23 protein-coding genes are annotated in these 20,870 nt (G+C 66.5%); 12 read left to right on the top strand and 11 right to left on the bottom strand.

Going from position 1 to position 20,870, the window contains the following annotated elements:
* Window positions 1-64 precede the first annotated feature (64 nt).
* Entirely contained in the window at window positions 65-382 is a 318-nt protein-coding gene (gene clpS / locus IEY07_RS22575) for an ATP-dependent Clp protease adapter ClpS (RefSeq protein ID WP_188898159.1), read from the bottom strand.
* Between the two features lie 164 nt (window positions 383-546).
* On the opposite strand from clpS, the gene IEY07_RS22570 reads away from it, so the two are divergent.
* Window positions 547-1,797, top strand: a complete 1,251-nt coding sequence (locus IEY07_RS22570; RefSeq protein ID WP_188898174.1) for a nicotinate phosphoribosyltransferase — start codon at window positions 547-549, stop codon at window positions 1,795-1,797.
* Window positions 1,798-1,827: 30 nt separating this feature from the next.
* Window positions 1,828-2,409, top strand: a complete 582-nt coding sequence (locus IEY07_RS22565) for an isochorismatase family protein (protein WP_188898157.1) — start codon at window positions 1,828-1,830, stop codon at window positions 2,407-2,409.
* On the opposite strand, the gene IEY07_RS22560 is transcribed toward IEY07_RS22565, so the two are convergent.
* A complete protein-coding gene (locus IEY07_RS22560; RefSeq protein WP_188898156.1) occupies window positions 2,410-2,787 on the bottom strand; it encodes an MmcQ/YjbR family DNA-binding protein in 378 nt (125 codons plus the stop codon). It lies immediately after the preceding gene.
* A 32-nt stretch (window positions 2,788-2,819) separates the two neighbouring features.
* On the opposite strand from IEY07_RS22560, the gene IEY07_RS22555 reads away from it, so the two are divergent.
* Window positions 2,820-3,539 carry a hypothetical protein gene (locus IEY07_RS22555; protein ID WP_188898154.1) on the top strand — a complete coding sequence of 240 codons (720 nt, stop codon included), beginning with the start codon at window positions 2,820-2,822 and terminating at the stop codon, window positions 3,537-3,539.
* On the opposite strand, the gene IEY07_RS22550 is transcribed toward IEY07_RS22555, so the two are convergent.
* Both IEY07_RS22550 and IEY07_RS22545 read right to left on the bottom strand, forming a co-directional pair.
* Window positions 3,532-4,395 carry an RDD family protein gene (locus tag IEY07_RS22550; protein WP_188898151.1) on the bottom strand — a complete coding sequence of 288 codons (864 nt, stop codon included), beginning with the start codon at window positions 4,393-4,395 and terminating at the stop codon, window positions 3,532-3,534. The two genes, IEY07_RS22555 and IEY07_RS22550, sit on opposite strands and share 8 nt — an antisense overlap.
* Window positions 4,396-4,435: 40 nt before the next feature.
* A complete protein-coding gene (locus IEY07_RS22545) occupies window positions 4,436-4,891 on the bottom strand; it encodes a MarR family winged helix-turn-helix transcriptional regulator (protein ID WP_188898149.1) in 456 nt (151 codons plus the stop codon).
* A 142-nt stretch (window positions 4,892-5,033) separates the two neighbouring features.
* Here IEY07_RS22545 and rpiA point away from each other — a divergent pair, with 142 nt between their 5' ends.
* Together rpiA and IEY07_RS22535 are read left to right on the top strand one after the other, a co-directional pair.
* Window positions 5,034-5,807, top strand: a complete 774-nt coding sequence (gene rpiA / locus IEY07_RS22540) for a ribose-5-phosphate isomerase RpiA (RefSeq protein ID WP_188898147.1) — start codon at window positions 5,034-5,036, stop codon at window positions 5,805-5,807.
* A 76-nt stretch (window positions 5,808-5,883) separates the two neighbouring features.
* The gene (locus IEY07_RS22535; protein WP_188898145.1) at window positions 5,884-6,684 is read left to right on the top strand and encodes a hypothetical protein; all 801 of its coding nucleotides are present in this window, start codon (window positions 5,884-5,886) and stop codon (window positions 6,682-6,684) included.
* Between the two features lie 5 nt (window positions 6,685-6,689).
* Here IEY07_RS22535 and IEY07_RS22530 read toward each other — a convergent pair whose 3' ends face one another.
* The gene (locus tag IEY07_RS22530) at window positions 6,690-8,399 is read right to left on the bottom strand and encodes a DEAD/DEAH box helicase (RefSeq protein ID WP_229670547.1); all 1,710 of its coding nucleotides are present in this window, start codon (window positions 8,397-8,399) and stop codon (window positions 6,690-6,692) included.
* A gap of 127 nt (window positions 8,400-8,526) precedes the next feature.
* Window positions 8,527-9,903, bottom strand: a complete 1,377-nt coding sequence (locus IEY07_RS22525; RefSeq protein ID WP_188898143.1) for an MFS transporter — start codon at window positions 9,901-9,903, stop codon at window positions 8,527-8,529.
* A gap of 163 nt (window positions 9,904-10,066) precedes the next feature.
* Here IEY07_RS22525 and IEY07_RS22520 point away from each other — a divergent pair, with 163 nt between their 5' ends.
* Window positions 10,067-10,333: a DUF3039 domain-containing protein gene (locus IEY07_RS22520; RefSeq protein WP_188898141.1), complete on the top strand. Its 267-nt coding sequence runs from the start codon at window positions 10,067-10,069 to the stop codon at window positions 10,331-10,333.
* Window positions 10,334-10,416: 83 nt separating this feature from the next.
* Here IEY07_RS22520 and recQ read toward each other — a convergent pair whose 3' ends face one another.
* Complete coding sequence (recQ, locus tag IEY07_RS22515; RefSeq protein ID WP_188898139.1) at window positions 10,417-12,246, bottom strand: DNA helicase RecQ; 1,830 nt, start codon at window positions 12,244-12,246, stop codon at window positions 10,417-10,419.
* A 148-nt stretch (window positions 12,247-12,394) separates the two neighbouring features.
* On the opposite strand from recQ, the gene IEY07_RS22510 reads away from it, so the two are divergent.
* On the top strand, window positions 12,395-13,612 hold the full coding sequence (locus tag IEY07_RS22510) for an NAD(P)/FAD-dependent oxidoreductase (RefSeq protein ID WP_188898136.1): 1,218 nt from the start codon (window positions 12,395-12,397) through the stop codon (window positions 13,610-13,612).
* On the opposite strand, the gene IEY07_RS22505 is transcribed toward IEY07_RS22510, so the two are convergent.
* Together IEY07_RS22505 and IEY07_RS24895 are read right to left on the bottom strand one after the other, a co-directional pair.
* Window positions 13,578-14,111, bottom strand: a complete 534-nt coding sequence (locus tag IEY07_RS22505) for a GNAT family N-acetyltransferase (RefSeq protein ID WP_229670545.1) — start codon at window positions 14,109-14,111, stop codon at window positions 13,578-13,580. The two genes, IEY07_RS22510 and IEY07_RS22505, sit on opposite strands and share 35 nt — an antisense overlap.
* A gap of 445 nt (window positions 14,112-14,556) precedes the next feature.
* Window positions 14,557-15,006, bottom strand: a complete 450-nt coding sequence (locus IEY07_RS24895) for an HIT family protein (protein ID WP_373288912.1) — start codon at window positions 15,004-15,006, stop codon at window positions 14,557-14,559.
* A 119-nt stretch (window positions 15,007-15,125) separates the two neighbouring features.
* Between IEY07_RS24895 and IEY07_RS22495 the strand changes: the two genes are divergently transcribed.
* A complete protein-coding gene (locus IEY07_RS22495; protein ID WP_229670543.1) occupies window positions 15,126-15,701 on the top strand; it encodes a class I SAM-dependent methyltransferase in 576 nt (191 codons plus the stop codon).
* A 163-nt stretch (window positions 15,702-15,864) separates the two neighbouring features.
* Here the strand turns inward: IEY07_RS22495 and IEY07_RS22490 are convergent, their stop codons facing one another.
* Window positions 15,865-16,713 carry a class I SAM-dependent methyltransferase gene (locus IEY07_RS22490; RefSeq protein ID WP_188898130.1) on the bottom strand — a complete coding sequence of 283 codons (849 nt, stop codon included), beginning with the start codon at window positions 16,711-16,713 and terminating at the stop codon, window positions 15,865-15,867.
* A 120-nt stretch (window positions 16,714-16,833) separates the two neighbouring features.
* On the opposite strand from IEY07_RS22490, the gene IEY07_RS22485 reads away from it, so the two are divergent.
* From IEY07_RS22485 to IEY07_RS22475, 4 genes are all read left to right on the top strand, one after another.
* Window positions 16,834-17,712: an aminoglycoside phosphotransferase family protein gene (locus IEY07_RS22485; protein WP_188898128.1), complete on the top strand. Its 879-nt coding sequence runs from the start codon at window positions 16,834-16,836 to the stop codon at window positions 17,710-17,712.
* Between the two features lie 45 nt (window positions 17,713-17,757).
* Complete coding sequence (locus IEY07_RS22480; RefSeq protein WP_188898126.1) at window positions 17,758-18,735, top strand: phosphotransferase; 978 nt, start codon at window positions 17,758-17,760, stop codon at window positions 18,733-18,735.
* A gap of 466 nt (window positions 18,736-19,201) precedes the next feature.
* Window positions 19,202-19,327 (top strand): hypothetical protein, encoded by a 126-nt coding sequence (locus IEY07_RS24530; RefSeq protein ID WP_268239255.1) that lies wholly within the window; start codon window positions 19,202-19,204, stop codon window positions 19,325-19,327.
* Window positions 19,320-19,829: a hypothetical protein gene (locus IEY07_RS22475; RefSeq protein ID WP_188898124.1), complete on the top strand. Its 510-nt coding sequence runs from the start codon at window positions 19,320-19,322 to the stop codon at window positions 19,827-19,829. The genes IEY07_RS24530 and IEY07_RS22475 overlap by 8 nt, the downstream gene beginning before the upstream one ends.
* Before the next feature lie 189 nt (window positions 19,830-20,018).
* Here the strand turns inward: IEY07_RS22475 and IEY07_RS22470 are convergent, their stop codons facing one another.
* Window positions 20,019-20,324, bottom strand: a complete 306-nt coding sequence (locus IEY07_RS22470) for a hypothetical protein (protein WP_188898122.1) — start codon at window positions 20,322-20,324, stop codon at window positions 20,019-20,021.
* Window positions 20,325-20,870 lie beyond the last annotated feature (546 nt).

The following is a 20,870-nucleotide window of genomic DNA, read 5'->3' as shown; positions in this document are numbered from 1 at the left end:
GTCACCGAGGGCGACCACACCCCATTTTCAGCCCGGAACGGGCGCCCCGCCAGGGGCAAACTGGCTAGCCCTCGGCCTTGTCGAGTGTGGCCCAGAGACCGAATTCGTGCATGGCGGTCACGTCGCGTTCCATCTCCTCACGGCTGCCGGTGGCGACGATCGCCTTGCCTTCGGTGTGGACAGCCATCATCAGCCGGTGGGCCTTGGACTTGGAATAGTGGAAGTAGCTGGCGAAGACGTGAGCGACGTACGACATCAGGTTGACGGGATCGTCCCAGACGATCGTCGCCCAGGGTGACTGGTCGTAGGACTCCTCGATCGGGCGGTCCTCGATCGCAGTCCCGCCCGCGGGCGACACAACGGGATCTGAGGTGGCCGACATGGATCCATTGTGACAAACCCCTGCCGGTGGTGACAGGTCGCTACGCTGTCGGCGTGACCGCCGCGCACGTCCAGCAGCCCGATATCCAGCAACCGGAGCTCGAGCCGTGGGGGCCGAGTGAGGTCCCGACGACCGCCCTGCTCACCGACCACTATGAGTTGACGATGCTCCGCGCGGCGCTCCAGTCCGGGACCGCGGACCGCCGCTGCACCTTCGAGCTCTTCGGCCGCCGGCTGCCGGACGGTCGCCGCTACGGCGTCGTCGCTGGCGTTGGCCGGGCCCTGCGGGCGCTGTCGCACTTCCGCTTCGACGATGAGTCCCGGCAGTTCCTGCTCGATCGCGGGGTCGTCGACCGGCAGACCGCCGACTGGCTGGCCGATTTCCGGTTCAGCGGCCAGATCTGGGGCTATGCGGAGGGCGACATCTACTTCCCCGGCTCTCCGCTGCTGATCGTCGAGAGCACGTTCGCCGAGGCGGTTTTGCTGGAGACCCTGATGCTCAGCATCTACAACCACGACTCGGCGATCGCCTCGGCCGCGTCCCGGATGACCGCGGTCGCCGACGGCCGCCCCTGTCTGGAGATGGGCGCCCGCCGGACCCAGGAGTTGTCCGCCGTGGCGGCCGCCCGGGCTGCCTACATCGCCGGCTTCTCCGGCACCTCGTCGCTGGAGGCCGGCCGCCGCTACGGCGTGCCGACCATCGGCACCGCCGCGCACGCGTTCACGCTGTTGCACGATTCCGAGGAGGACGCCTTCCGCGCCCAGATCCAGGCGATGGGCACCGACACCACCCTGCTGGTGGACACCTACGACGTCGACACCGCGGTCCGGACCGCGGTCCGGCTGACCGACGGCAAGATCGGCGCCGTACGGCTGGACTCCGGCGATCTTCCGGTACTGGCCAAACACGTCCGTACGCTGCTGGACGACCTGGGCGCCAAGGACACCACGATCATCGTCACCAGCGATCTCGACGAGTGGCAGATCGCCGCCCTGGCCGGGGCACCAGTCGACGGCTACGGCGTCGGTACGGCACTGGTCACCGGCTCCGGCCACCCGACCTCGGGATTCGTCTACAAGATGGTCGCCCGCGCCACCTCCGACGAGCCGGATGCCCCCCTGGTGCATGTGGCCAAGAAGAGCACCGGCAAGGCGACCGTCGGTGGCCGCAAGTATCCGTGGCGACGGTTCGACGCCGCCGGCGTCGCCGAGACCGAGTTGATCGGGATCGACAAGGATCCCGTCCTCGAACACGGCCGGCCGTTGCTGGTCCCGCTGGTGAAAGACGGCGAGATCGTCGGCCGGGAACCACTGGACGCCGCGCGCGACCGGCATACCCGTGCGCGGGCCGAGCTGCCGCTGGACGCGTTGAAGATGTCCCGGGGCGAACCGGTGATCGAAACGGTCTTCGTCTAGAAGCCGGCTGATCTCATCAGGGGGTTGATCATGACCACGGCACTGATCGTCGTCGACGTGCAGAAGGACTTCTGCGAGGGAGGCTCGCTGGCGGTGGCCGGGGGTGCGGCCGTCGCGGAACGGATCAGCGAGCTGCTCGCGGCCGATCATCCCTACGACGTGGTGGTGGCCACCCGTGATCATCACATCGACCCCGGCAGCCACTTCTCCTCCGACCCGGACTACGTCGACAGCTGGCCGCCGCATTGCGTGGTCGGCACCGACGGGGTCGAATTCCATGATCAACTGACCTTCCGTGATTTCGCCGCGATCTTCGACAAGGGCGAATACCAGGCGGCCTACTCGGGCTTCGAAGGCAAGGACGCCAAGGGCCGTACGCTGGAAGACTTCCTGACTCGAGCCGGAGTTGATCACGTGGACGTGGTCGGCATCGCGACCGACTACTGCGTGGCCGCAACGGCTCGCGACGCTGCCGCGGACGGATTCGCCACCACCGTGCGGCTGGACTACACCGCCGCCGTGGCGCCGGACCGGATCCAGCAGACCTACGACTCCTGGGAGCGCGCCGGAGTCGAGGTCAGCGGTTCCCTGCCAGTCCCTCCGGCTTCGTGATCAATCCAGCTGTTTGATCAAGGTCGCGGGCGCGACGCAACGGTAGGCCTCCACTGCGATCGCAGCGAGCTCATCGTCGCCGACCTCGGGAAGCTGCACCCCGAGCCAGCCACGGTGGCCGACATAGGGCGGACGAAAGTACCGCTCCGGTTCGGTCCCGATCATCTCCTGTTGGACGCCCTCGGGTGCGGCGCACCAGATGCACAACCGGCCGTCGGAATGATGATCGTCCCAGAAGTAGACGAACACCTTCTTGCCCCGGATGTAGAACGTCGGGCTGCCGTGGCTGAGCCCCTCTGTCGCCTCGGGCAGTCCCAGGCAGGCCTGCCGGACCCGTGCGAGCTGCCGCTCCGCCTCCGCCTGTGTCCAGTCACCCATACGGCCACGGTAGACGACTACTCTGACCACCGATGACGCTCTTCGACCACTTCTTCGATCTGACCGATCCCGGTGCCGCCCTCACCGACACCGCCCTCACCGACACCACTCTGGTGAACACTGTGGTGGTCGAGGACCAGCAGCTGGCGACGCTGGATCGCCGGCTCGATCGGGAGACGCCCGTGACGGTGATCAACAGCACCGGCGCCGGCGGCATCCCGGCGCTGGCCCGGCGCACGGTGAACTCCTGCAGAGTGGCGGCGGTCCAGAGCTCGCTACGCGACCCCGGTGACCTGGTCGGCAATATCGCCCGGATCGCGGCCGCGGCCCGCGAACTGGATCCCGGCGTCACGCTGCTGGTCGGGATCCCGGACGGTTACGGCTGGCAGCAGGCGGTCGAAGCGGCCGAGGCCGAGGAGCTGGTCGCGGTCGCCGGCCGGATCAGCGACGAAGGGCTCGCCACTCGGCTGAGTGCCTTCGTCGAGGCGGACCTGGGATTCGTGGTCGACGGTGTCGATACCATCGCGGATCTGGTCGGCCTGGCAGCAGCGGTCGACCTGCTGATCGACGGACCGGAGATCGAAGCCGCGACGAAGCTGCTCGGCGGCGCCGACCATGATCAACAGCTGCAGGCGATCAAGGACTGGCCGGTAGACCGGGCCGGTCGCGTACGCCGCCGGTTGCGCTCGGTGCGAACGCGGGACCTGGCGGGCATCACAGCCGGCTTGACCCGGTCGGGTCTGCTCACTTGATCTTGACGACCTGCGTCCGGGCAGCAAGATCGTGGATCGCCTGCCGTTTCACGTTGCTGAGCGGAAACAGCACGTTGATCGCCGCGAAGATCAACAACACATTGCTGACTGCGATCGGCACCCACCAGGTCAGGGCTCTGACGACCACGACCTGCCAGGACAACAACTGGTCGTTGTGGCCATCGTCGACCGGAACGATCTTCAAACCACACAGCAGTTGTGCCAACGTGGCGGCCTTGAATCGCCAGAAGAGGCTGAAATACCCCAGGCCGACGACCAGGGTGATGACAGTCACCAGGATCTGATCGCCACTGGACAGCAGATCGGTCGGGTTGAGCGTCGGCGGTGTCCCGGTGCCGCGTTGCGCAGCCTCGACGACAGCGTCGAAATACTCCCGCAGGGGCTGCAGCATCCTGATCAGGATCGGGATGCTGACGATGTCGGCAACGACGAAGACGACGATCAGATCCAGGATCCCGGCCAGAAATCGCCAGCCCCAGCCGGCGATCGGCACACCGTCCGCGGTCACTGCCGGCGCAGTCTGATGACTCGCCTGCGGTTCCCGGCCAGATGGATACGGCCGGTAGGGCGGCTGCTGGAAGCCGCCGGGCCGATCCGGCCCCTGCTGGCCCCCGCCATGGCCGTGCTGCTGGCCGTGCTGCGGCCGGTGGGACGGGAACTGCGGGAACTGGTCCTGCGGAAAATACGGCTGGCTGGACTCGCGGGTGTTCCGCGACCACGACCAGCCGTCCCAATAGCGCTCGCGGCGCTGGTCGACCGGATCGGGATACCAACCCTGTGGCGCGGCATGCCGGCCCGGAGGTACGGGCGGGGATCCGATCGGTATGTCGCTCACAGTTCCAAGCCTAACTTCCGTCGCCGGCGCACCCCTCGGATCAGAGCGCCTCGAGGTTCTCCGCGCACCGGTCCAGCAGTGCCGCGACCCGCTCGACGTCGCGGGCCGGGATGCCTGCCACCATCCGGTCCTCGACCCGGCTGATCGCTCGATCGGCCTTGCGGAGCACCCGGCGGCCCTCGGGAGTGATCCGGATCGGCAGCGACCGGCCGCTGACCGGCTGCTCGGCCACCCGGACCAGGCCGTGGTCGCGGAGAATCCGGATCAGGTCCTGCAGGGACTGTCGGCTGACGTTGCATTGCCGGGCGATCTCAGCCGAGGAGGCGTCCGGGGAATCCGCGATCACCCGCATCACGGTGTGCTGCGCCAGGGTCAGTCCACTCGCCTGGAGCGCCGCGTCCCCGGTCCGGCGGAGCAACTGCTGGAGGCGTCGGGCCTGGTGGGCGATCCGCTCCTGCCCGTCGCTGCCAGCCGAAGTATTCGATCGCTCAACCATGGACCGGAGGTTAACAAGCCGGGCTGTCAGGCAGTTGACGGGGTCGCCCGCACGGCTCGATCATCACCTCGATCATCACCTCGATCATCGCCCGGATTCCGGCGATGATACGGTCACCCGTCACCACACCAGGAGCAGCCCGATGACCGATTCCGGATCCCTCCCATCCCGGCTGACGGCCGGTCTCAGCGGCCAGGACCTGGCCAAGGCCAGCGCCGGCATCCGTGCTGCGACCGACCTGTGCCAGAACGGCATGAAGCTCGGCCTCGGTTCCGGGAGCACCGCACACGCCTTCGTCCGGGCACTCGCCGAGCGGGTTCGTGACGGCCTCGACATCGTCGGCGTGCCGACTTCGACGCAGACCTACGACCTGGCGGGTGAGCTGGGCGTCCCGCTGGCCGATCTCAACGATCTCGTCGAGCTCGACCTGACCATCGACGGGACGGACCAGATGGCGCCCGACGGATCGATGATCAAGGGCGGTGGCGCTTGCCTGCTCTGGGAGAAGGTGGTGGCCAAGGCATCCCGTCGGGTGATGATCGTCGCCGACGACACCAAACTCGCCGATCATCTCGGCACCTTCCCGCTGCCGATCGAGGTGCTGCCCTTCGGGTGGCGGAGCAGCCGGAAGCAGATCGTCGAGCTGCTGGCCGACCACGGGTACGAGAATCCGGATCCGGTACTGCGCAACCGCAGCGACGACCTGGTGATCACCGACAGCGGCAACTACATCCTCGACGTCACGCTCGGTACGGTCACCAACCAGGCCGAGTTGACCGTGCTGCTCAACCAGATCCCTGGCGTGGTGGAGAACGGGTTCTTCGTCGGCATCGCCGATGGCGTCGTGGTCGGACGGCCGGACGGCAGCTCGGAGATCATCCAGGACCTGGCCGGCCGCGACGCCGACCGCTGGTAGATCCGCGTAGGTCGGGACAGATCGAGATAGATCCGGATCGTTCGGATAGCTCCGGCCGGCCACCTATGCTCGGGGCATGCCGGTGACCCGACGCGCGCTCCTGGGCCTGGGAGCCGGCGGACTGGCCGCAACAGTGGCCGCCGGAGTGGCCGGCTGTTCGGGCTCCGACCGCGGACCCGAACCGGAGCCGTACTGCACATCCCAGCTCAAGCTCGCCCGGCACAACAGCCTGAAGAACGCGACCTTCGTCTACGACCCCGATCAGCAGCCGACGAGTTTCCGGTTCGACCGAGGTTTCTACGGCCAGCTCGGGACCTGGCTGGAGGACTACCTCACGCTCAGCGGCACCAGTCGGCCCGACCAGGTCTGGACGTACGGCTCCTGGCTGGACGGCCATCCCCAGTGCGACTCCTGGCACGACGCCGGGCGGGCCTTCGACCTGTCCCGGCTGGTCAGCGAGGGGGCGGTCCAGGTGTCCTGCCGCTATGACATCTGGAGCACCTACACCGGCACCCGGCTGACCCATTTCCGCACCCGTTACTGGGCGCTGGCGGCGAGCCTGCACCTGCACTTCGAATATGTGCTGACCCACCTCTACAACGCCGACCACCACAACCACATCCACATCGACAACGGCCGTTCCGGCAGCGGATTGTCCAGCTTCGACACCGACTCGGTCAGCCAGGTGCAGGCGGTCCAGGCGATCCTTACCCATCTGTGGCAGACGCCGGTCCCGATCACCGGACAGTGGAACCGCCAGACCAAGAACGCCACCGGCGACGTTCTGGACGGCACCGAGGTGGGTGGCACGATCGATGACGGAGATGATCATTGGCGGACCTTCCTGCGCCGGTCCGCCACGCGATCGAAACCGTGAGCCGGTCAGGCTCCTGAGGTCGCCCACTGCCGGACCGCATCGATCCGTTCCTGCAGCTGGTCCTCGCTGGCCACCGCGCTCGGCGGTCCCCCGCACTCGCTGACCAGGACGGCGTGGATCACGCCGTGCGGCTTGCCGGTCCGGTGGTGCCACGCGGCGACCAGCCCGTTGAGCTCCTTGCGCAGCTCCCGCAGCCGCCGGTGCGTGCTGTAGGACTCCGGAGGTTCAGCGCCGCCGCGCGCGACCTGCTTGGCCTGGTGCTGGCGCAACAGGTCCTTGACCTGGTCGGGCTCCAGCAGGCCCGGGATGCCCAGGTAGTCCAACTCGTCCTCGCTACCGGAGTAGGCACCGAGCCCGAATTCGCCGCCGTCGAACACCACCCGGTCGAAGTCGGCATCGCTGGCCAGCGCGGCGAAGGAGTGCTCGCCGTCGAGGTCGGCATCCGGCTCGCTCTCGGTCTGCTCGGCATCGACCAGCAGCTGCGACTCGTCCTCCGACCGCGGCTTGAGCGCGTGATCCCGCTCCACCTCCATCTCGGCGGCGTAGCGCAACAGATGGGGCGCGCTGGGCAGGAACACCGAGGCAGTCTCGCCTTTGGCCCGGGCCCGGACGAATCGTCCGACGGCCTGGGCGAAGAACAGCGGCGTCGCGGTCATGGTTGCGTACACCCCGACCGCCAGCCGGGGCACGTCGACACCCTCGGAGACCATCCGGACCGCGACCATCCAGCGGTCGTCACCGGCGGCGAACTTGCTGATCTTGCGCCCGGACTGGGCCTCGTCGCTGAGCACCAGCACCGGCTTCTTGCCGGTGATCGACTTGAGGATGTCGGCGTACGCCCTGGCGTGGGTCTGGTCGCTGGCGATCACCAGGCCGCCCGCATCGGGGACGTGCTGGCGGACCTCGGTCAGCCGATGGTCGGCTGCGGTCAGGACGGCCGGGATCCAGGACCCGGATGGGTCGAGCGCGGTCCGCAGCGCCTGGTTGGTCAGGTCCTTGGTCAGGGGCTCGCCGAGCCGGGCGGCGACCTCGTCGCCGGCCTTGGTCCGCCAGTGCATGTCACCGGAGTAGGCCATGAAGAGCACCGGCCGGACGATGCCGTCCTCCAGGGCCGGGCCGTAGCCGTACGAGTAGTCGGCGACCGAGCGCAACGCGCCGCTGCCGTCCGGTTCGTAGCGGACGAACGGGATCGGATTGGCGTCGGAGCGGAACGGCGTACCGGTCAGGGCCAGCCGGCGGGTCGCGGGCTCGAACGCCTCTCGTACGGCCTCGCCCCAGCCCATCGAGTCCCCGGCATGGTGCACCTCATCCAGGATCACCAGGGTCTTGAAACCCTCGACCCGGATCCGCAGCGCGAGGGGGTTGGTGGCCACGCCGGCGTAGGTCAGCGCGATGCCCTTGAAGTCCTTGCTGGTCTTGCCCTGCTTGCTGCCGAAATTCGGGTCGATCGGGATGTTGATCTTGTCGGCGGCCTCGGCCCACTGGGTCTTGAGGTGCTCGGTCGGTGCCACCACGACCACCCGGTCGATCACCCGGCGGCTGAACAGGTTGGCGGCCAGGGTGAGCGCGAAGGAGGTCTTGCCGGCGCCCGGCGTCGCGACCGCGAGAAAGTCCTTCGGATTGCCGGCGAAATACTGCTCCAGGGCTGCGGACTGCCAGGCCCGAAGCTGACGAGCGGTCCCCCAGGCGGCTCGGTCCGGGAAGGCCGGCGGCAACCCGGTCGCGGTGAAGTCGGGACCCTGCCCTGGCCCGGTGAAGATGTCAGAAGATCCGGGCTGGGCTGTCACGCGTCAAGACTTTAGATCAGCCCGCCCACAGATCCGAACCCGACTCACCGCAGGGTCAGCTGTGCGGGACCCGACCGATCCGGGTCGACGCGGCAACGCTCAGCAGCGCCACCACGGCCATCACCAGAAACGCGGCGCCGAAGGTTCCCGACAGCGCACCGTGGCCGCGGAGTGCGGTGAACACCGAACCGGAGATGCCGACGAAGAGACCGGAACCGAGCGCATCGCCCAGATTGAGCGAGGAGGCGTTACGACCCTGCTGGGCATCGGATGAGAAGGCCATGGTGGCCACTGTCGAGGTTGCGGTGGCCACGCCCATCCCGAAGGCGGCGATGATCCAGGCCAGCACGACCAGACCGACCCAGATGGCCGGCACCCACGCGACCAGCGCCATCAGCGCCACGCCGACGGCCACGCAGCTGGTGCCGAGGATGATCATCCGGTTCCGCTGCAGGGTCATCCAGCGCTGCGACTGCATCCAGGCGCCGCCGAACCAGCCGATCGAGCCGATGGTCAGCGCGGAACCCGCCAGGGTCAGCGCCAGATGACGCTCCACGACCAGCATCAGCGGGATGAATGCCTCCGAACCGAAGAAGGCGCCGGGCAGCAGCATCCGGGTCAGGACCACCGCCGGCAGCCCGCGGGCCAGCCGCATGAAACGGGGCGGCATCAATCGAGGCAGGCTGAAGCCCAGACCGGCGATCCCGGCCAGGGCGGGGATGATCCCGATCAGGTCGAGCCGCTGGCCGGCGTACTGGATCGCCACCGCCGACAGTGCGGCGATCGCGGCGGCCCAGATCGGTGCCGGGCTGCTGTGGTCGTCGGCGTCGGCGGGCGTCGGTTCCGGGCGCGGAGACCGCGCCAGTATCCGCAGCGTCGGTGCCACCAGCAGGCCGCCGAAGCCGAGCACCGGCAGCACCGCGAAGAAGGCCCAGTGCCAGCCGAGGCTCCGGGTGATCCAGGCCGCGGCAGCCGGCCCGGCGATGCCCGGCAGCACCCAGGCCATCGAGATGTAGGTGAACATCCGCGGCCGTTGCTCCGGGCGGAACACCCGCGCGATCAGCACGTACGAAGCGGTGTTGAGCATGCCGCCGCCGAGCCCCTGGACCAGCCGGCCGCCGATCAGCATCGGCCAGCTGACCGAGGTGCCGCCGATCACCAGTCCGCCGCCGAAGATTGCCATGCCCAGCAGCAGCGGCCGGACCGGGCCGATCCGGTCGCTGATCCGGCCACCGACCACCGTCGAGAACAGCATGCCGATGGTGAAGAGCGAATACGCCCACGCATAGCTACCCAGTCCGTGCAGTTGGCGTGCCGCGACCGGCATCGCGGTTGCGACCGCAGCAGCCTCGAAGGCGATCCCGACGATCACCGCACACAGACCGACCGCCAACGCCCTCTTGCTCACCGCGGGCGGTTCTGGTCTGTCCACGGTCGCCGGATCCGTCGTTGGGCTGGTCACCGGGACAGTCCATCACCTCATCCCAGGTTGAGGTCAAACGGGAATCCCGCAGGCAGGTTCGACGGAACGGCCGTGGAACAGGACCTGTGGAATAGCACCGGCCTTCTGACGAGGGCCGACATAGGATGGGCGCATGAGCCAGCAGTTGAGCCCCGGTTCGGAGACCATCGTCGATGAGCGCACCGAATCCGAGTATCGCTATGACGAGGGCGACGCCGAGCGGTTCAGTCACTTCGTGCCCAAGGACAAGCTGACCGAGGCGATGGTGATGGGCACGCCGGTGGTCGCCCTGTGCGGCAAGGTGTGGGTGCCCAGCCGGGATCCGGAGAAGTTCCCGATCTGCCCGGACTGCAAGGAGATCTGGGACGGCCTGCCCGGCGGCGGGGACGACGAGGACTGACAGCAGCACACCGCTAAGAACGTCGTCGCGGAATACCCGAAAGGGCATCCCAGCCGCCGGCCTGGAGATCCGCAAGCACGTTGTTAGCGATTCTCGCCCAGCACGGCAAGTAGCTGCTCCCCGTACCGCTCCAGCTTCGCCTCACCGACACCACTGATTCCCGCCAGTCCGGCCAGATCCTGCGGCCGCCGGGTGGCGATGTCGCGCAGCGTCGCGTCGTGGAAGATCACGTAGGCCGGAATCCCCTGTTGCTTGGCCGTCGCGGCGCGCCAGTCGCGGAGCCGCTCGAAGATCGGCATCGCCTCGGCGGGCAGCTCGACAACCTGCTTGGCGGTCTTGGTCCGGACCGGCTTCCTGCGCTCGGGGTCGCGGCGCAGCCGGACCTCGGCGTGCTCGAACAGCACATCCCGGCTCTTGTCGGTCAGCCCCAGAGTGCCGTGATCGGATTCGACCGCCAGGTATCCCTGGGCGAGCAGTTGCCGGATCACCGCCCGCCAGGCCACCGGGTCGAGATCAGCCCCCACCCCGAACACGCTCAGCTGCTGGTGCCGGAACTGTTCGATCTTCGCCGTCGCGCTGCCGGTCAGGATGTCGATGATGTGCCCGGCACCGAAGTGCTGGCGGCGTTCGGTGTGCAGCCGGTAGACGGTCGACAGCACCTTCTGAGCCGCGACGGTGCCGTCCCAGGACTGGGCCGGCTGCAGGCAGGTGTCGCAGTTGCCGCAGTCGTCGGCACTCTGGCCGAAGTAGTCCAGCAGTTGCCGGCGTCGGCACTGCACGGTTTCGCAGAGCGCCAGCATCGCGTCCAGATGGGCGGTCTGCTGGCGCTTGTAGTTGATGTCCCCGTCGCCGTTGTTGATCAACCGCCGCTGCTGGACGACGTCCTGCAGTCCGTAGCTCAGCCAAGCGGTGGCGGGCTGACCGTCGCGGCCTGCCCGGCCGGTCTCCTGGTAGTAGCCCTCGACCGACTTGGGCAGGTCGAGGTGGGCGACGAAGCGTACGTCCGGTTTATCGATGCCCATCCCGAAGGCGATGGTGGCGACCATGATCAACCCGTCCTCGCGGAGGAACCGGGCCTGATGATCACGACGGGTCCGCTGGTCGAGGCCGGCGTGGTACGGAAGAGCCGGAATTCCCTGCTGGGAAAGGAAGTCCGCGGTGTCCTCGACCGATGCCCGGCTCAGGCAGTAGACGATCCCCGCGTCGTCGGAGTGCTCGGTCCTGATCAGGTCGAGCAGCTGCCGGCGCGGGTTGTCCTTGGCGACGATCCGATAGGTGATGTTGGGCCGGTCGAAGCTGGACACGAATTGTGCGGCGTTGCCAAGATCAAGTCGCTGGACGATCTCGTCCCGGGTTGCCTTGGTCGCGGTTGCGGTCAGCGCGATCCGCGGCACGTCCGGCCAGCGCTGGTGCAGTGCCGACAGCTCGAGGTAGTCGGGCCTGAAGTCATGTCCCCATTGGGAAACACAGTGTGCTTCGTCGATCGCGAACAGGGCGATCCCGGTCCGGGCGCTGACCCGGTCGAGCAGTTCGATGGTGGCCGGCAGCCGGAGTCGTTCGGGTGCCAGATACAGAAGGTCAAGATCACCGGCGAGCAGTGCCTGCTCGGTCTCCTGCCGGGCCTGGTAGTCCTGGCTGGAATTGAGGAACCCGGCGCGTACGCCGAGAGCCAGCAGAGCGTCGACCTGGTCCTGCATCAACGCGATCAGCGGGGAGATCACGATGCCGGTCCCGGGTCGTACGAGTGCGGGGATCTGGTAGCACAGCGATTTGCCGCCACCGGTCGGCATCAGCACCAGAGCGTCGCCGCCGTCGATCAGCTGCCGGGTGATCTCGGCCTGGCTGCCGCGGAAGCTGTCGTAGCCGAAGACTCGCTGCAGCACTTGCTCGGCCGTCAGCCCCTCGTCCACCACGCCCGGGAGTCTACGCAGCGGCCCCGTCTATCCCGATGTCAGCGGGTCGACTGCGGATTCATCTGCTTGAGCCGACCGACCTGGGTACCTCCTCAGCATGTCTGTTGGGCACGACGACCGCGACGGTCTGGGTTCCGGTTCACATCGAGTGGGTCTGCTGATTGTCGGCGGCGGGCCGGCTGGGCTCGCGTGTGCGCGGGGATACCGCGACGCCGGCGGGAGCGCGCCGGTGTTGATGATCAGCGCGGACCAGTACCCGCCGTACAACCGGCCGCCCTTGACCAAGGACTATCTGCGCGGCGAGTCCGCTGCGGACACGCTGCCGCTGGTCGACGCCGACTGGTACGCGCAGCACGATGTCGGTCTGGTCCTCGATACCCGCGTGACCCGGATCGACCGCGACGCGCGCCAGGTCATCACCGCGGCGGGGGACGCGGTGGCGTACGACCAGCTGGTGTTGGCGACCGGATCGAGGCCGGCCGTACTTCCCGTGGAAGGCGCAGACCACCCCGGCGTGATCTACGTGCGCGACCGCGCCAGCGGTGAGCGGCTGCGCGGGCTCCGCGGTGCAGACATCAGGGCCGTCGTCATCGGGTCGGGATTCATCGGCTGCGAAGCCGCGGCCAGTCTGGCCCGCACCGGAACCATGGTCACGATGCTTACCCCCGAGGCAGTCCCCCACGAGCGACGGCTCGGGCCGGACGCAGGCCACCGTGTCGCCGAATGGTTGCGCAGCGACGGTGTCGACCTGCAGACCGACGCGAAGGTGTCGCGCATCGAGCGCGACGGCGACGGGTGGCAGGTGACACTGGCCGACGGCCGCGCGCTTGGGTGCGACGCTGTTGTCAGCGCGAGTGGCGCCACACCCGATGCGTCCTTGGCGCGCGAGGCCGGCCTGTCCATCCGCGACGACGCGATCGCCGTCGACGCGAGCATGCGGTCGTCCGATCAGCAGATCTGGGCGGCTGGCGATGTCGCGTCTGCGGTCAATCGTGCAGCCGGCCGGCCGCTGCGGGTCGAGCACTGGGGCGAAGCGGAGACTATGGGCGAGATCGCGGGCCGGGCCATTGCCGGCCAGGGTGCAGCCTGGGATCAGCCGCCGGGTTTCTGGTCGGAGATCGGTGACCGCACCCTGAAGTACAGCGCCTGGGGCGACGGCTTCGACCACGCTGAGCTACTCGAGAATGCGGCCGGTTGGGCCGTCGTGTATGCCGGCGACGGGCTGATCGTCGGCGTGTTGTGCCACGAATGGGACGACGTCTACGAGCACGCCCAGCAACTGATCTCCGATCGCAGGCCGTTCGCCGAGGCCAAGGTCGCGCTCGGCGCTGCTACCGGGCAAGTGGCCCCTCCAAAGCCGTCATGACGTCTGCTTCACGGAAACCGATCGCGCGATTCAGCGCCAGCATCGGTTCGTTGTCCCTTGCGGTGTACGTCTGGACCCAGCGGGAACGCCTCGCTTGCGGCACTTCCAGGAGCTGTCGAAGGTTCGCCAGCTTCAGTGCCCGTCCAACGCCGTTGCCGCGATGTGCTCGATCGACGAGAGTGTCGTCCTGGTTGACGATCTCGGGATCGTGGCTGGATACCAGCAGTTCGGTGTAGCCGACGCTCCGCCCGGCGATCTGCGCCAGGCAGTTGATCGGGATGTAGCCCTGGGCGAGCATCCGTTCCTCGTTCTGCCGGACTGCGGAAACGTCTGTGACCTTTGACGATCGCGTCAGATCCCCCATCGGCACGTCGACGTCCATCTGCCGTGTCAGACTTGCCCAGTCCTCGATCAGCTCCTCCGGACATCTGCCGACCCACCCCTTGATCTCGGCCCTCGCCGATGGGCGGCCAAGTCGGGTCAGCTGCTCGGCGCTCATCGGCAGGTCGAGCGCCGACGGGTCGACCGCCGTCCATTGCCAGCACCGCGACCGAAACCCGGCCGGGCTTTGGCGACTGAAACTGGGAAACCGTCGCCTCGGCACTGCGCCACCAAACAGCCTCCCGTCCGGCTACGTACCCCTGGCGGAGGATGTCGTTCCACTCCACCAACCGATCCGATGCCGCGAGATCGATCTGTTCCACCCGGACGTCATCCACAAGCGCACAATCGATCACGGCCGGTCCGCCCGACGCCACTCGGTATCGCACTGCCCGACCATGCCTGGGTTCAGGTAACCGCGGAACCGCCCGCATTGCCGTCGCGTAGCGTCATCTCGACGATCACGGCATCGTCGCTCTCGTAGGAGCTGATCACCTCGAACTCGCCGTACCGCAGTGGGCCGGCACGGAGCTTGATCGCACAGGTCGATCACCCTGGCTGCGCTATCGAGGGCGACCTGTCGACGAACCCAGGACTGCGGCCAACCGGGCGGACTGCTCGGCCAACACGCGGTCGGACTCGGGTTTCTCGGTCCGCCTGGGATATCGATCTCCCTCCCACCGCGGAACCACGTGGAAATGGAGATGCATCACGGATTGACCAGGACGGCCGTTGTTCTCAACGACCGTCGTGCCGGTCACGTCGAACGCGCTGGTGATACCCGCCGACACCCGTGCAACCAAGTGGAGCACTTGCCCGCACTCACTTTGCGACAGTGAGTGCAAGTCCGGGATGTGCGCATACGGAACGACGAGCGCATAGCCCGGTCCCGTCGGCTGGTACCGGCCCATCAGCACCGCGAACTGCCCGTCATCGAAAGCGCAGAACACACCGCGCTCCCGTCCTCGGAGTGCGTCACAGAAGTGGCAGCCAGGCTCATCGACATGAGGCATCGACACACCTCAACATCTATCAGGGCTGGCCGGACCGGCACCCCAATCTGGCAGCATCGTTCCTCGTGAGCGCAGATTGGGTGGAATGGCACGAGGCGTACACACGTCCAGGGTCGGGCTTGGCGGAACGGCTGGCAGAAGTGCGGACGGCCATCAATCATTACCTCGATATGTCCGGCACAGGCTTCGCTCGCGTCATCAGCATGTGTTCAGGCGACGGCCGTGATCTCCTCGGGGCCTTGGCGGTCCGCGATGATGCCAGCCGCGTCGAAGGACTCCTCGTCGAATACGACCCTGGGCTCGCCGAACGAGCCCGGAAGGCGATCGAAGGGTCCCCGGCGCACCTAACCGTTCGCTGCGCCGATGCAGCCGACAGCAGCGTCTACGCTGAAGCTGCGCCGGCCGAGCTCGTACTCATGTGTGGTGTGTTCGGCAACATCAGCGACCAGGACGTCCACGGCACGATCGCCGCACTGCCCCAACTCTGCGGAGCCGGCGCCCATGTCATCTGGACGAGACATCGCGAGGGGCCCGACCTAACACCTCTGATCCGCGAGTGGTTCCGAACAACTGGATTCGAAGAAGTCTCCTTCGTTGCTCCGGACAACGCTTCGTGGTCGGTCGGCTCGCATCGGTTCACCGGAACACCGCAGCCGCTCGATGTCGGAGCGCACTGGTTCAACTTCGTCCGTTGAGTCACGGCGCCACCCCAGCCGTCAGATGGGTAGCCGGTTAGCACGCGACAAGGTTGACGACCGCCGCAGGCCGCAGGCCGTCGTTGATCGAGCGGACGTTCCCGGGAAGGTGCGCAACAAATCCATTCATCGGATCTAATCGCCAGCCATTGAGCCAGGTCAATCATCCGTCAGACGCGTCGCGACCCGGCGCTGCCGCAAAGAGGATATGCGTGCCACCGTCGGTGGCGCCAGGTTCCGCACAGGCAGCGACTTCGTTGTCAAGGAAATGCCTCCAGCGCTCGGGGTCGTCCTCAAGAGGTTCCAGGGCCGACGGATCGCTCATTGACGCCCAGTTGCTCGCGCTCAGTGCGACGGACTCCCCACCTACCGTATCAATCAACTCCTCAACCTGACGGGTTCGAAACATCCGACAAACATGATCAAGCCCTACCAGATGACGCATGTCTCCAGTGGCGAGTACCTTGTCGTTGACTTCTTCACCGAACCGGTGGGCGACACCCAGAACTCCGGGTAACGAGCTGCGCCACGTCCCAAGCGTCGACATGACCGAGGCAACGACCATCCCACCGGGACGAGTGATCCGAAGCAGCCCATTTAGGGCATCCTCGGCGGCGTCGAACGCGTAGGACAGCGGGCCGCCGTACGCGACGACAGCGTCGAACTCGCCGTCGGCATAGCGGCTGACATCACACACATCAAGGAGTACTCGATCTTCGACCGCGCTCTCTGCAGGCGTCCTGGCAACGTGAAACCTGTTCAGCTCAAGTTGCACCGGCGACAGATCACTGACGACCACGCGGGCGCCCAGCGCCGCCAGCTCGATCGTGAATCGTCCGGGTCCGGCGCCGATCTCCAGGACGCGGTCTCCTCGCCCGACAAACCGTGCAAGGAACCGGCGGTGCACTTCAAAACTGACACGGCCTGCGATAGCACTCGTGAGCCGGGTCCACTCCCGCTCTCCAAGCTGGTCGTAGTAGATACGGGTCGCGTTGATGTCCTCGGTGGTCACGGGCTCAGTATCGCAATCTGCCGAGCTGTGCCACCCAGTGATTGCGAGGCCTCGAACGATCCGGGTAGACGGCAGTCGCACCTCCGAGAGCGTCCCGCCAATCGCCTAGTCTGTGTCGCCATGACCGACGATGCAGCGGCCCTGTTCGGCAATGGGATCGAAGTCGTGGCACGGGAGCCTGTCGCTGGCGGAGTCAGCGATGCATCAACGTTCCGAGTCCAGGTGATACTGACCGGCGGCGGCCAACCCGTCGAGCGAACGCTGCTGCTGAAGCAAACATCCGCGACCGAGGTGGCTGCACTGACTGCGGCGGCGCGTGTTCCGGACGTGACCGCGATCCCCGAACTCATCTACGCCGGCGAGAACTCAGATGGTCCCTACATCCTGACTGAGTTCTACGCTGCCAGTCCTGCCAAGAGCGAATCGGCTCTGCCGGGCAACGTGATCGAAACACTGGCTCGGATACACGCACACTATCTGCGCATCCAGGTGCCTCGCGGCGTTCCGGTTGTCGACCCCGATTGGTGGCGTACCAAATGCGACGTGTCGATGAAGCGCCTCCATGCACTGGAACGCCCGGTCGCGGAGGAGCTGTGCGCACAAGTGAAGGAATTCCGAGAAGCTCACGCGATTCTCGAGGCGCTGGAACAACTGCCCCGCACGCTGATCCATGGCGATGTCCACCGGAACAACGTGCTCGTCGGGGCGAATGGACAAGGACACATCATCGACTGGGGCGGTTCCTTCATCGGGTCGCCGGCGCTGGATCTGCCGAACATCGGCGGAGCCGACAGCACCGGATTTCGGACCTATCTGAGAACCTGGCGGGATCTCACCGGGCACGACCCTGTCGCCGATCCTGACTGGCAGCGCGCTCGGCTGACTGCCACCGTTTGGGCAAACATCAAGTACCTGGCCTTCGCGACCAAGATGTTCGGCGATGCCAAGGGTCAGCAGATGATCTCGGCTGCAACCGCCGCACTGGCCCTGATCTCATGACAGGCACCCGACCGCGATACCCGGCTGTCATACGATGCAGGTCTTGTGACTGACGTGGACGTGGCAGCGATGGCCGAGGCATTTGGTCTCGCTGATCCGATCGGTCCCCCACGCCTGATACGTCGACGCGGCCAGGTCGAAGCTTGGCGCATCCCGACCGGCTCCGGACCCGTGCTGATCAAGCGTTTCTGGGCCGACGATGAGCTGCCGTGGCAAGATCAACTCGACGTCGCCATGAAGATCGAAAAGCAGGCGATCCAGGTCGGCATCGACAGTCCACCACCAATCGAGCCTGTACGGCCGCTGTTCGGGTCAGTCGCTCGAATCGACGGGCACGGACTGTTCCGCGCGTTTCCCTTCATCGAGCACCTGCCGCTCTCCGACGATGACGACATCGCCGAGTGGATCGGAGCGACACTGGCACTCATCCATGGGCTTCAGCGCCTGAGTCATCGACCCGCCCCGAACTGGTGGTATTGCCAGTTTCCTCCGGTACCGGCGGATCGGTGGCGAAAGTGGCTGCAGGACGGTCAGGCCTCCGGCGCGGTCTGGGCCCCAGCGCTGCGGGAACATCTCGACCTGGTGCAGGACCAAGCAGAAAGGGTTGTCGCGACGTTCACCGCATCGCCACCCTATGCGCTGAGCCATCGCGACTTCGAGCCGTGGAACGTGCTCATGGCCGATGGGCGGCCCATGCTGATCGATTGGGACACCACCGGTCCGGAAAGCATTCCGCTCGAAGCGGCCTACGTCTTCGCCTCCTTCGCCAGGAGAGGACGCGACGAGCCCGATCCTCACCTGATACATCGCTCGCACCAGGCATACGTGACCGCCGGCGGTCAACCGCTCACCGCGAGACCCGGGCTGCTGGATCGAATGATCGGCCAGCACTTGTCGAAGATCGCCGACACTCTGGGCCGCTTCTTCGACACACAGGACGAGGAGCAGAAGATCCGCGAGCGAATCGAGCGACTACCTGACACTGTGGCAAACGCGCGAAAGTGGGAGCAGCTGTTCGAGTAAGACCTCGACCGACCGGATTGCGCGAATCGCACGAAGAGGTGGCCCGGGGTCGTCTCGCACCGGCGGCTGACATGATTCCCAGCCGCGTTCGCAAGGGAGCCACAACCTGGCGCGACCTGATTCTGACACTGGTACGACCAGGTAGCGACTAATGGCGGAGCGCGCAGCCACGACGGCTACCTCGGACAATGGATCACAGTGCAGCCGTCGCTCGGCATAGCCGCCGTGCGGATACGGACGACCGAGCTGGACAAGTCCCCGACCTGACCGACCTTCCCCGGTGACGTCAACCACAGGTTCGCCACGAATTGAACTCGATCGATGCGCGGGCTGCCCGTTGCGTCCGATGGAACAAGCGCAGTCCAGATCCCGGCACCGATCAACTACAGACGAATCGCCCCCGGCAGGCCTCTGAAATGGCACTCTTGGACACGGCGGGGAATGTGCCGGTACGGAGGCGAGAACCATGTTCGATCTGGGCGCACCAGAGCTGCTGATCCTTGTGCTCGTTGCTTTCGGAGGTCTGGTGGTGATTGCCGGAGCATTCACCGCGATCATGTTCACGGTCACCCGAGGTCGGCGGCGTGGCTGACCGGCGACTGCCCGTCGATACCGCTGATCGATCTCCGGCGGTACGACGCTGGCTTCCTCCTGCCGCCATCCTGATCGCCGTGATCATGATCTGCACGTCCGGCGCGTGGGCGTTCGGATACCGGCTGAACCTCCAGACCGCATCAGTCGGCGTACCAGCTCCGAGCGCCAGCCCTGATGACGTCGTCCGCGCCTACGTCGCCGCGTACAACCATCGCGACTTCGACACCATGAACGCGCTCTATCCCAGCCAACGCCGATTCCACAATGCCAACCGTCATCGAGCACTCGGCACCATGAGCCACCTCAAGATCATCGACAGCCACCACGACACGACGTACGGGCAGCACAGCCGCTACTGGGCTGTCGACGTGGCCCTCGACTACACCCATATTCGAGGAGCCGACATCGGCTACCAGCCTGGCACCAACGGCTGGACCTACGAACTTCAGCAGGTCGGACCCGATCACGCCTGGCGGATCGTCGACCACGGCGTCGGCTGAGCTGGGCGAGGTTGCGTGCGACCCCCACGATCATGACATTGAGGCAATCATCGATCTCGCACTCGAATCGTTGACCTGGCACGCCGACACGTTCGCCAGTATCCGGCAACTTGGCTTCCAACCGACCTGGATCACGTTCCGCAAGAACATCCAGTAGCTGGGGCCCGCCACCAAGATCAGTGCCTTCGACTACCGAACGATGCGGTACCGCTCCAGACGGGTGTCCGGATATCGCCAGGAGTTGACTGCTTCTCGCACGCCATAGATCAATCGCGGACTGGACCACGATTGTGACGGCTTGGTCAACATCCAACCGCCGCCAACGGTCACAGTTGCATGAGCCAGGTCTCCGTGCTCGGTCCAGGCGAAAACGATGCCCGCCTCGTCATCGCTGCCGGTGCCGCTGACGCGTTCGGTGTGCTCGCACAACCAAGCCTGAAACTTGTCCGGGCCAACCTGAACATCGCTGAGATCGAGACCCGTGGCAGCCAGCACTGTGCCGAAGCAGTTGGGGCCGGAACCGCTGGCAGCAAAGGTCCCCGCCAGCCGCTCAGCCTCCGGCAGTACCGCCTGCGCCCGTTGCCAGACCCTGCCGGGAACCTCTTTGTGCCGACTGGGCCGGACGGCTCCCGATGCGATCCACCGAAGCATCGGATCATCGCCGGATCGAGTCAGCTCCGACGGCCAGAGCGGCATCAACTTCGGACGCACCGTTCGACGTCGTACCGCCAGCAGACTGCGTCGAAGGCTCGGTCGTAGCGAGCTGAACTCGTCTTCGCTCAGCCACGTCCAGGTACCGGAGTACATGAAGAATGTGTCAGTCCACTCGGCCGTCGGTCTTGCCTGACGCACCGGAACTGCCGCTGCCATCTGAGGGCCGAGCAGATCAGTGCGGAACGGCTGCACCGGCGGGGCGAACCAGCCACGCCACCGATCGATGAGAGCCTCTTCGACACCGATCCGGAGCACCTCTGCAGATATCACCCGATGGAGTCTGCCAAACGGCGAAGCTCGGGTAGGTGGGCCGTACCAAGGTGCTCT

Origin of the sequence: Microlunatus endophyticus (genome assembly GCF_014646195.1) — a bacterium.
GTDB classification, from domain to species: Bacteria; Actinomycetota; Actinomycetes; order Propionibacteriales; family Propionibacteriaceae; genus Microlunatus; species Microlunatus endophyticus.
This window is presented reverse-complemented; position numbering and strand designations above follow the sequence as displayed.

Bases quoted from the DNA above. Each gene is read 5' to 3' on its own strand.
- IEY07_RS24895 (WP_373288912.1), bottom strand. From the start codon at position 15,006: ATGCCTCATGTCGATGAGCCTGGCTGCCACTTCTGTGACGCACTCCGA.
- rpiA (WP_188898147.1), top strand. From the start codon at position 5,034: ATGACCGATTCCGGATCCCTCCCATCCCGGCTGACGGCCGGTCTCAGC.
- IEY07_RS22570 (WP_188898174.1), top strand. From the start codon at position 547: ATGCTCCGCGCGGCGCTCCAGTCCGGGACCGCGGACCGCCGCTGCACC.
- IEY07_RS22560 (WP_188898156.1), bottom strand. From the start codon at position 2,787: ATGGGTGACTGGACACAGGCGGAGGCGGAGCGGCAGCTCGCACGGGTC.
- IEY07_RS22520 (WP_188898141.1), top strand. From the start codon at position 10,067: ATGAGCCAGCAGTTGAGCCCCGGTTCGGAGACCATCGTCGATGAGCGC.
- IEY07_RS24530 (WP_268239255.1), top strand. From the start codon at position 19,202: ATGTTCGATCTGGGCGCACCAGAGCTGCTGATCCTTGTGCTCGTTGCT.
- IEY07_RS22485 (WP_188898128.1), top strand. From the start codon at position 16,834: ATGACCGACGATGCAGCGGCCCTGTTCGGCAATGGGATCGAAGTCGTG.
- IEY07_RS22505 (WP_229670545.1), bottom strand. From the start codon at position 14,111: ATGAGCGCCGAGCAGCTGACCCGACTTGGCCGCCCATCGGCGAGGGCC.
- IEY07_RS22565 (WP_188898157.1), top strand. From the start codon at position 1,828: ATGACCACGGCACTGATCGTCGTCGACGTGCAGAAGGACTTCTGCGAG.
- IEY07_RS22545 (WP_188898149.1), bottom strand. From the start codon at position 4,891: ATGGTTGAGCGATCGAATACTTCGGCTGGCAGCGACGGGCAGGAGCGG.
- clpS (WP_188898159.1), bottom strand. From the start codon at position 382: ATGTCGGCCACCTCAGATCCCGTTGTGTCGCCCGCGGGCGGGACTGCG.
- IEY07_RS22555 (WP_188898154.1), top strand. From the start codon at position 2,820: ATGACGCTCTTCGACCACTTCTTCGATCTGACCGATCCCGGTGCCGCC.
- IEY07_RS22535 (WP_188898145.1), top strand. From the start codon at position 5,884: ATGCCGGTGACCCGACGCGCGCTCCTGGGCCTGGGAGCCGGCGGACTG.